This is a genomic window from Flammeovirga sp. AWQ4_249 (genome assembly GCF_056161045.1).
Genome location: NZ_JBSWYJ010000081.1, coordinates 1 through 8,254, shown reverse-complemented (window position 1 = coordinate 8,254; position 8,254 = coordinate 1). Strand labels below are relative to the sequence as shown.

The 8,254-nt window shown below is 33.5% G+C and carries 5 protein-coding genes and 3 tRNA genes; 5 read left to right on the top strand and 3 right to left on the bottom strand.

The genetic code is table 11. From position 1 onward, the window contains the following. Window positions 1-199 precede the first annotated feature (199 nt). Window positions 200-272, top strand: a tRNA-Gly gene (locus tag ACXAHM_RS25790). A 100-nt stretch (window positions 273-372) separates the two neighbouring features. Here the strand turns inward: ACXAHM_RS25790 and ACXAHM_RS25785 are convergent. Then, a complete protein-coding gene (locus ACXAHM_RS25785; protein WP_474966965.1) occupies window positions 373-1,284 on the bottom strand; it encodes a DUF368 domain-containing protein in 912 nt (303 codons plus the stop codon). Window positions 1,285-1,390: 106 nt separating this feature from the next. Here ACXAHM_RS25785 and ACXAHM_RS25780 point away from each other — a divergent pair, with 106 nt between their 5' ends. The 4 genes from ACXAHM_RS25780 to tuf all read left to right on the top strand — a co-directional run bounded on the left by ACXAHM_RS25780 (window position 1,391) and on the right by tuf (window position 4,153). Beyond that, entirely contained in the window at window positions 1,391-2,299 is a 909-nt protein-coding gene (locus tag ACXAHM_RS25780; protein ID WP_474966963.1) for a Ppx/GppA phosphatase family protein, read from the top strand. Window positions 2,300-2,619: 320 nt separating this feature from the next. After that, a tRNA-Tyr gene (locus tag ACXAHM_RS25775) sits at window positions 2,620-2,700 on the top strand. A 137-nt stretch (window positions 2,701-2,837) separates the two neighbouring features. Next, a tRNA-Thr gene (locus ACXAHM_RS25770) sits at window positions 2,838-2,909 on the top strand. A gap of 65 nt (window positions 2,910-2,974) precedes the next feature. Further along, a complete protein-coding gene (tuf, locus tag ACXAHM_RS25765; protein ID WP_474966960.1) occupies window positions 2,975-4,153 on the top strand; it encodes an elongation factor Tu in 1,179 nt (392 codons plus the stop codon). A gap of 128 nt (window positions 4,154-4,281) precedes the next feature. On the opposite strand, the gene uvrB is transcribed toward tuf, so the two are convergent. Both uvrB and ACXAHM_RS25755 read right to left on the bottom strand, forming a co-directional pair. Further along, on the bottom strand, window positions 4,282-6,309 hold the full coding sequence (gene uvrB, locus ACXAHM_RS25760) for an excinuclease ABC subunit UvrB (RefSeq protein WP_474966958.1): 2,028 nt from the start codon (window positions 6,307-6,309) through the stop codon (window positions 4,282-4,284). Between the two features lie 94 nt (window positions 6,310-6,403). Then, the gene (locus ACXAHM_RS25755) at window positions 6,404-7,717 is read right to left on the bottom strand and encodes a glycosyltransferase (protein ID WP_474966956.1); all 1,314 of its coding nucleotides are present in this window, start codon (window positions 7,715-7,717) and stop codon (window positions 6,404-6,406) included. Window positions 7,718-8,254 lie beyond the last annotated feature (537 nt).

Sequence of the window (8,254 nt, the reverse complement as noted above, 5' to 3'; positions counted from 1 at the left end):
GTAGAGCGACAGCCTTCCAAGCTGTAGGTCGCGGGTTCGAGCCTCGTCACCCGCTCAAAGGTCAATCAGAAATGGTTGACCTTTTTGCATTTATTACTCCTAGTAACACAGGTAGTTAATTATAATTGTCAATAAAATTTTATTTTTCATTGGGAATTTCCAATTATTGGTGACTATATTTGTGTACCAAGTAAAACATGCGGGTGTAGCTCAGTTGGTAGAGCGACAGCCTTCCAAGCTGTAGGTCGCGGGTTCGAGCCTCGTCACCCGCTCAAAGGTCAATCAGAAATGGTTGACCTTTTTGCATTAAAAAAAAGCACTATCTCTAATTGATTAGAAATAGTGCTTTCTTTTTATAATTATGTTTTACTATTATTTCTCTTGATTTGCTGCAAACCTTTCAATTCCCCAAACCAAAAAGAAACCAAAAATACATAATATGATTGCTAAAATAAGTTGACTATTACCTTCGAAATTTTGTGGTAGTAAATTACCTTCTAGTAATGGTTTTGTAACACCATGTCTATCAACATAAGTTTTTAATGTTTCTTTCCATGGCCACACTTTATTTAAAGATCCAATCATAAAGCCAGTTAATAAGGCGATGGTAATATCATGAAATTTTTTTAGTAAGAAAGTAAGTACTCTAGAGAATGTAACAATGCCAATAGCTGCACCTGCCATGAAAGTGACAATGATATCTATCTTGAAATTACTGATAGCTCCTAAAATATTATTATACTGCCCCATTAGTAATAACATGAAAGAACCCGAAATCCCAGGTAATATCATAGCGCAGATAGCTATCATACCAGCGATAAATATGTATATATGACCTTCAGGAGCTTGAGCAGGAGTTGCAATAGTAACATAGTAAGAGATTGCAATACCGACTATTAAACTAATAATACTACCTATATTCCATTTTTTTACTTGTTTACTTACTAAAATTGCAGATGCTATGATTAAACCAAAGAAAAAAGACCATAAACCAATAGGTTCATTTTCTAAAAGGTATTTCATTAATTTTGCTAATGAAACAATTGCGATGCCTATACCTAATAATAGAGGAATCAAAAATTCAAGATCTAATTTTTTCCATAATTCTTTAAACTTGAATTGGAAAAGTAATTTAGCTGCTTTGATATCAACAGCACTAATAGCTCCTAATAGTCTTTCATAAATACCAGAAATAAAGGCAATAGTGCCTCCTGATACACCAGGGACTACATCTGCAGCTCCCATTGCAATACCTTTTAGTAGGATTAATAATTTTTCTTTCATTGATAATTTAATATAATTTTAGAGCAAATATAAGGTAACTAGTTTAAGTATTTAGATTACCCTTTAGAAATAACATGAATTGAGTAAATACTATAGATAAAATTATATGTCAGATATTATTAGAAAAGCCTCTATCGATATGGGGACAAATACATTTCAATTATTAATTGCTGATGTAAAAGGAAACGTTCTTAAGAAACTATACACGAATGATATATTTGTTAGATTAGGTAAAGGAGGAATATCAGATGGAATGATAACAGATGATGCCATTGAAAGAGCTTTTAATGCCTTAGATGAGTTTAATGACAAAATAGTAGAATATAAAGTTACAGAAGTTAAAATTGCAGCAACAAGTGCTGTTCGTTCTGCAAAGAATGGAGAGGATTTTATCAAATCGATTTATCAGAGATATAAGTTTACCGTAGAAATTTTGTCAGGTGAGAAAGAGGCTAATGTTATTTATCATGGTGTAAAAACAGATACTAGTATTGAAGATCATGCAATTATTATGGATATAGGTGGAGGTAGTGTCGAGTTTATAATTGCCGATAATAAAGAAATTCTTTGGAAGCAAAGTTTTGAAATTGGGGCTCAAAGGCTTTATGATAAGTTTTGCTATGAAGATCCAATAAGCGATAAACATAAAAACGATTTATTTATCTATATAAAAGAGAAATTGAAACCTATGCTAAACCAAATTTCTAAATTAAATGAAATTAAGTTTATTGGGGCAGCGGGTACATTCCAAACAATACAAGAAATATATGGAGCAAAGCATAATTGTTCTCCTGAAGAAGTACATAAAGTGACTTCAAAAGAGTATGAGGAAATGCATCATTTATTTGTGAAATTAAGTAGAAATGAAAGATTTTCTATTCCTGGTTTAATCAAGGAAAGAGTGGATGTGATTATACCTGCATCTTTATTATTATACAGTGTATTGAACTTATTGAAAGTGAATGAAATTAATATTTCATCAGGTTCCTTAAGAGAAGGGTTGATCTTACTTTAAGACAATTTGAAAGTAGAATTTAATGAAAATGAGAACGTTTTTATGGAAATTATTCATTTTTAATGTTTTAGTAAGGTTTGTTAGCATACTCTTAACAAAGATTTAAATTTGAAATAATTTAATCGTAAAACATTGATTTTTAAGTAGATAATATCGTAATTGCCAACCCTAATTGGATGGTGTATCATAAAAAGGTGAAATATTTCAAGGCTATTTTCATCTATTTTTCAAATAGATGTTTGAAGTTTTTGAAAATCAATTTACCTTTGCATCTCGAATAGATACGAGAACTATATTTTATAGAACTTAAATCTATTTCTGGGAAGGTTCCAGAGCGGTCAAATGGGACGGACTGTAAATCCGTTGCTTCGGCTTCGCAGGTTCGAATCCTGCCCCTCCCACTATCAATAAATGAAGCTATTTTATTATAGACCAATTTGTTGAGAAGAGTGTAGTCAGTGTTTCTTCAGATCATTGATTATTCTCCCTGAAAAGGAAAATCGAAAATCTTCCTCGAAGATTGCGGTGACCGCGATAAGCTACCGTAGCTCAGGGGTAGAGCACTTCCTTGGTAAGGAAGAGGTCGGGAGTTCAAATCTCCTCGGCAGCTCGATTTTACTTTTTAAAATCTGAAGATTGAAATCTATTAATTGTATATAATTCTTTTTAAGAAAGATGGCAAAGGAAACATTTGACCGTTCGAAACCCCATTTGAACATTGGTACAATCGGTCACGTTGACCACGGTAAAACAACTTTAACTGCGGCAATTTCATCAGTTTTAGCAAACAAAGGTCTTGCTGAGCAAAGAGACTTTTCTCAAATTGACAACGCACCAGAAGAAAAAGAGCGTGGTATCACGATCAACACTTCTCACGTTGAATACCAAACTGAGAATCGTCACTATGCACACGTTGACTGTCCAGGTCACGCCGATTACGTGAAAAACATGGTAACTGGTGCTGCACAAATGGACGGTGCTATCTTAGTAGTAGCTGCTACTGATGGTGCTATGCCTCAAACTAAAGAGCACATCCTTTTAGCTCGTCAGGTTGGTGTACCTAAAATCGTTGTTTTCTTAAACAAAGCGGATATGGTAGACGACGAGGAGATGTTAGAGTTAGTTGAAATGGAAGTTGCTGAAGAATTAGAAAGCAAAGGATATGACGACGCTCCAATCATCAGAGGTTCTGCTTTAGGTGCTTTAAACGGTGAAGACAAGTGGGTTAAAACTGTTGAGGAGTTAATGGAAAATGTAGATGAGCATATTCCACTTCCAGTTCGTGACGTTGAGAAAGATTTCTTAATGCCAGTAGAGGACGTATTCTCGATCACAGGTCGTGGTACTGTAGCTACAGGTCGTATTGAGAAAGGTGTTGCAAACACTGGTGACGCTGTTGAAATCTTAGGTTTAGGTGACAAAATGACATCAACTATTACTGGTGTTGAGATGTTCCGTAAGATCTTAGATAGAGGTGAAGCAGGTGATAACGTAGGTATCTTATTAAGAGGTATCGACAAAGAAAACATCAAGCGTGGTATGGTAATCTGTAAGCCAGGTTCTGTAACTCCACACAAGAAGTTTACTGCTGAGATCTACGTTCTTTCTAAAGAAGAAGGTGGTCGTCACACTCCATTCTTCAAAGGTTACAACCCTCAGTTCTACTTCCGTACAACTGACGTAACTGGTACTATCGCTTTACCTGACGGTGTTGAGATGGTAATGCCAGGTGATAACGTAACTATCACAGTTGATCTTCAAAAGGAAATCGCAATGGAGGAAGGTCTTCGTTTCGCTATCCGTGAAGGTGGACGTACAGTAGGTGCTGGTCAAGTAACTACAATCATCGAGTAATCGATTTCAACGTAAGTTGATTCTACATATTGGAGGTCGTCAAGTAATTGGCGACCTCTTTATATTTAAAAAGCCATCCTATTTTATAATAAGATGGCTTTTTGTTTATACATTAATTTAATTAAATTCTATTTTCCGTTTTTCATCTTCTCTAACTCAAACATAATATCTCTCAATCTTGCTGCTTCAACAAAGTCAAGGTCTTTTGCTGCTTTTTCCATATCTTTTTTCGCTGCTTTAATTTTCTCTTCGATGTTATCAGTTGAATTAATTTGATACTCAGATAATGCCTCAGCTGCTTTTGCTTTATCATCATCATTAAGCTCATAACTTTTAACAACTGCTTTTCTATCTGCAACTTGGGTTTGTTCTAAAATTGCATCATGAGATTTTTTAACTGTTGTAGGTGTAATACCATGTTCTAGATTGTATTCATGCTGAATTTTCCTCCTTCTTTTCGTTTCGTTAATAGATTTCTCCATACTCGCTGTCATCTTATCAGCATACATAATAACTCTACCGTTGGCATTTCTTGCAGCTCGTCCAATTGTTTGAATTAAGGAGCGTACATTTCTCAAGAAACCTTCTTTGTCAGCATCCATAATAGCTACTAATGATACTTCAGGTAAATCAAGCCCTTCTCTTAAAAGATTGACGCCTACTAAAACATCTACAATGCCTAATCTAAGTTCACGTAAAATTTCAACTCTATCTAGTGGTTTAATTTCTGAATGTATATAGGTTGCCTTAATACCAATTTGATCTAAATACTTAGAAAGTTCTTCTGCCATGCGCTTAGTAAGAGTAGTAATTAATACTCTTTCATCTTTTTCAATTGTTGCTTGAACTTCTTCTAATAAATCATCAATTTGATTTAAAGTCGGGCGTACATCTATCTCAGGGTCTAAAAGCCCTGTAGGACGAATTACTTGTTCTGTAATTTCACCTTGTGTTTGGAGTAATTCATAATCACCTGGAGTAGCACTTACAAATAAAGTTTGATTTGTGACATTCTCAAATTCATTAAAAGTAAGCGGTCTATTATCTAAGGCTGAAGGTAAACGGAATCCATTATCGACTAAAGAAACTTTACGTGACCTATCACCACCCCACATCGCTCTAATTTGAGGAAGTGTTACGTGGCTTTCATCTATGACCATTAAAAAATCATCTGGAAAATAATCCAATAAACAGAAAGGACGTTGACCGGCTCTTCTTCTATCAAAATATCTAGAATAATTTTCAATCCCTGAACAATAACCTAATTCACGAATCATTTCAAGATCAAACTCTGTTCTTTCTTTTATTCTTTTTGCTTCAGCATTTCGATGATCATTTTCAAAGAATTGGATTTGTTCAACCAATTCATCTTGAATTTCAATTATCGCATCGTTGATCACATCTTTACCTGTAACAAAAAGATTTGCTGGAAATAATGAAATACTACTTTCTCTCGATATCATTCTTCCAGTTTCAGGTTCAATACGTTGAATTTCTTCAATTTCATCATCCCAATAAATGACACGGTAAGCGAAATCTGCGTAAGCAGGGAATATGTCTACAGTATCTCCTTTTACCCTGAAATTCCCTCTATTGAATTCAATTTCATTTCTAGAATATAGAATATCGACCAAATCTCTTAAAAATTGTTGCCTTGTATATTCAATACCAGCAGTGATTTTTAATACACTTTTTTCAAATTCTTCAGGATTTCCGATACCATAAATACATGATACGGAAGCTACAACAATGACATCTCTTCTACCTGACATCAAAGCAGAGGTGCAAGCCAAACGTAACTTTTCAATTTCTTCATTGATCATCAAATCTTTTTCAATGAAAGTATCAGTTGTTTGAATGTAAGCTTCTGGTTGATAATAGTCATAATATGAAATAAAATATTCTACAGCGTTTTCTGGAAAAAACTGCTTGAATTCACCATATAATTGAGCGGCTAGTGTTTTATTATGACATAGTATTAGTGTTGGGCGTGCTGTTTCTTTGATGACATTGGCGACACTAAAAGTCTTACCGGATCCAGTTACTCCTAATAAAATTTGAGACTTTTCCCCATTTACAATACCTTCAGATAATTTTTGAATCGCCTGAGGTTGATCACCCATTGGTGTGAATTCTGCAACTAATTTGAAATCCATATTTTTTTGGTCTAAGAATATAAATATACAAAAAATGACACACTAATATTCCTCAAAATAAAAAGAGAAAAGCTTTGGCCTTTCTCTTTCTTACCTATTTTGAAATCGAATCTAATATTTTCCCAAATTCCCCGACTAATTTTTCTGAAGTGTAGTCTTTGTATTTTTCATTTCTTTCTAGCGGAAGAGTTTTGTTCTTCTGCCATGAATGGAAAGCAGTCAATAAAAACTTTTTTGTAGCTTCTTTCTCCTTATATTCAAAACATGTTCCCATATTAGTTTCTAAGACAATTTCAGCAGAATTACCTTTGGTGTTACCTAATAGTAAAATATTTCTATCGAGCGCTAAATATTCGAAAAGTTTACCAGGAATTCGTCCATCAGCATTATCTGCTTTATTTAGGAGTAATAATAGGATAGATGATTCTTTTCCATGTTTCAAGGCGTCATTCCTAGAAAGTTGTGGGATATGCTTAAACACTTTTAATATTTTATTTTCTTCAAAAGTATCTAATATTTCTTTATCAATCTGACCTATGAATTGAAGTTCAAATTGATTTTTAAAGTCTTTATTTTCATTTGCTAATTCAATGATAGCTACAAGTAATTCATTAGGTACTCTGTCATGTCCAGCTAATCCTAAATGGGTCATGATAAATTTATCACTTCTTTCATTTACATTTTCAAGTATTGTAAAGTCATGAGGATCAAAACCCCATGGAATAGTATGTACATTGTGAGCTCCAATATCCTCAAGGTCTTTTTTCCAGACTTTACTTACAATCACTGTTGCATCCGCTTTATCAAAACAAAATTTTTCTAATTTGTGATGATACTTATCTGCCCAAGGAGTGAGAATTAATTCTTTATAATAATCAATCTGTGTCCATGGGTCTTGATAATCTGCAAGCCACGGGATGTTGAATTTTTCTTTTAATTTGGCACCTATCAATGTGACGGAATGTGGTGGGCCCTCTGTGAATATTGCATCAACATGATTATTCTCTAAGTAGGAGGATAATTGTTTGACAGCTTTATTTACCCAAAATTTTCTAGCATCAGGAATAAAAAAGTTACTTCTAATAAAAACGGAAAAACGATCTTTCCAGCGTTTACTTTTTTCATCTTTGACGACTAAAGCATTCATAACGTTTTCATCTTTAGGTCGAGAAGTGAACTTTTTGTATAAACTATAAGGTTCCCATATTGGGACTTCAATTCTTTCTATATCTTGAGGGAAATCATTAATTAGACCATCATCAAAAGTTGGGTAATGTGCATCTTTGGGAGTGACAAGAACAGGTTCCCAACCAACAGAACGTAGATATTTAATCAGTTTTAATGGTCTTATAATTGAAATTCCCCCGCATGGAGGGAAGTAATAAGTAATAAATAATACTTTCTTCATGATTTTTCCACAATTAAAATAACACTCCAAGTTAGTTATTTAATATGACTATCATATGCTTAAATATTAATTGAGTTTGTTGTCCTTAGAGCAATATTTTGATTAACAGATGGATATAGATTTATTAGATTTTGTTTAAAATAAATACACTAAAAACCTCTTGCATTTAAAAAACCTTCTATTATCTTTGCACTCCCTTCAGTAAACGGCTAAGGAAAAACATGATGTATGTAGAGGCGTATAGCATACACCTAAAGGATTGATAATCAGTTATCTAAATGAGTTTCTAAATAAAACAAAATAGATATTGCAGATTAAATTTCCTTTCTTATCTTTGCACTCGCCTTTAACGAAAGGCATTTTTAAAAACATCTTTTTGATGTACTAAAAACAGTGTGTTGTGAGAATGAGAATTGACTCAAAAAAAACTTCAAAATTTTTTCAAGAAAGATTTGGAAGTTAAAAAGAAAAGTTCTTACCTTTGCACTCGCTTCTGAAAAACGAAGCAGCTTTAAACAACGGTTTAAAGTAAATAAA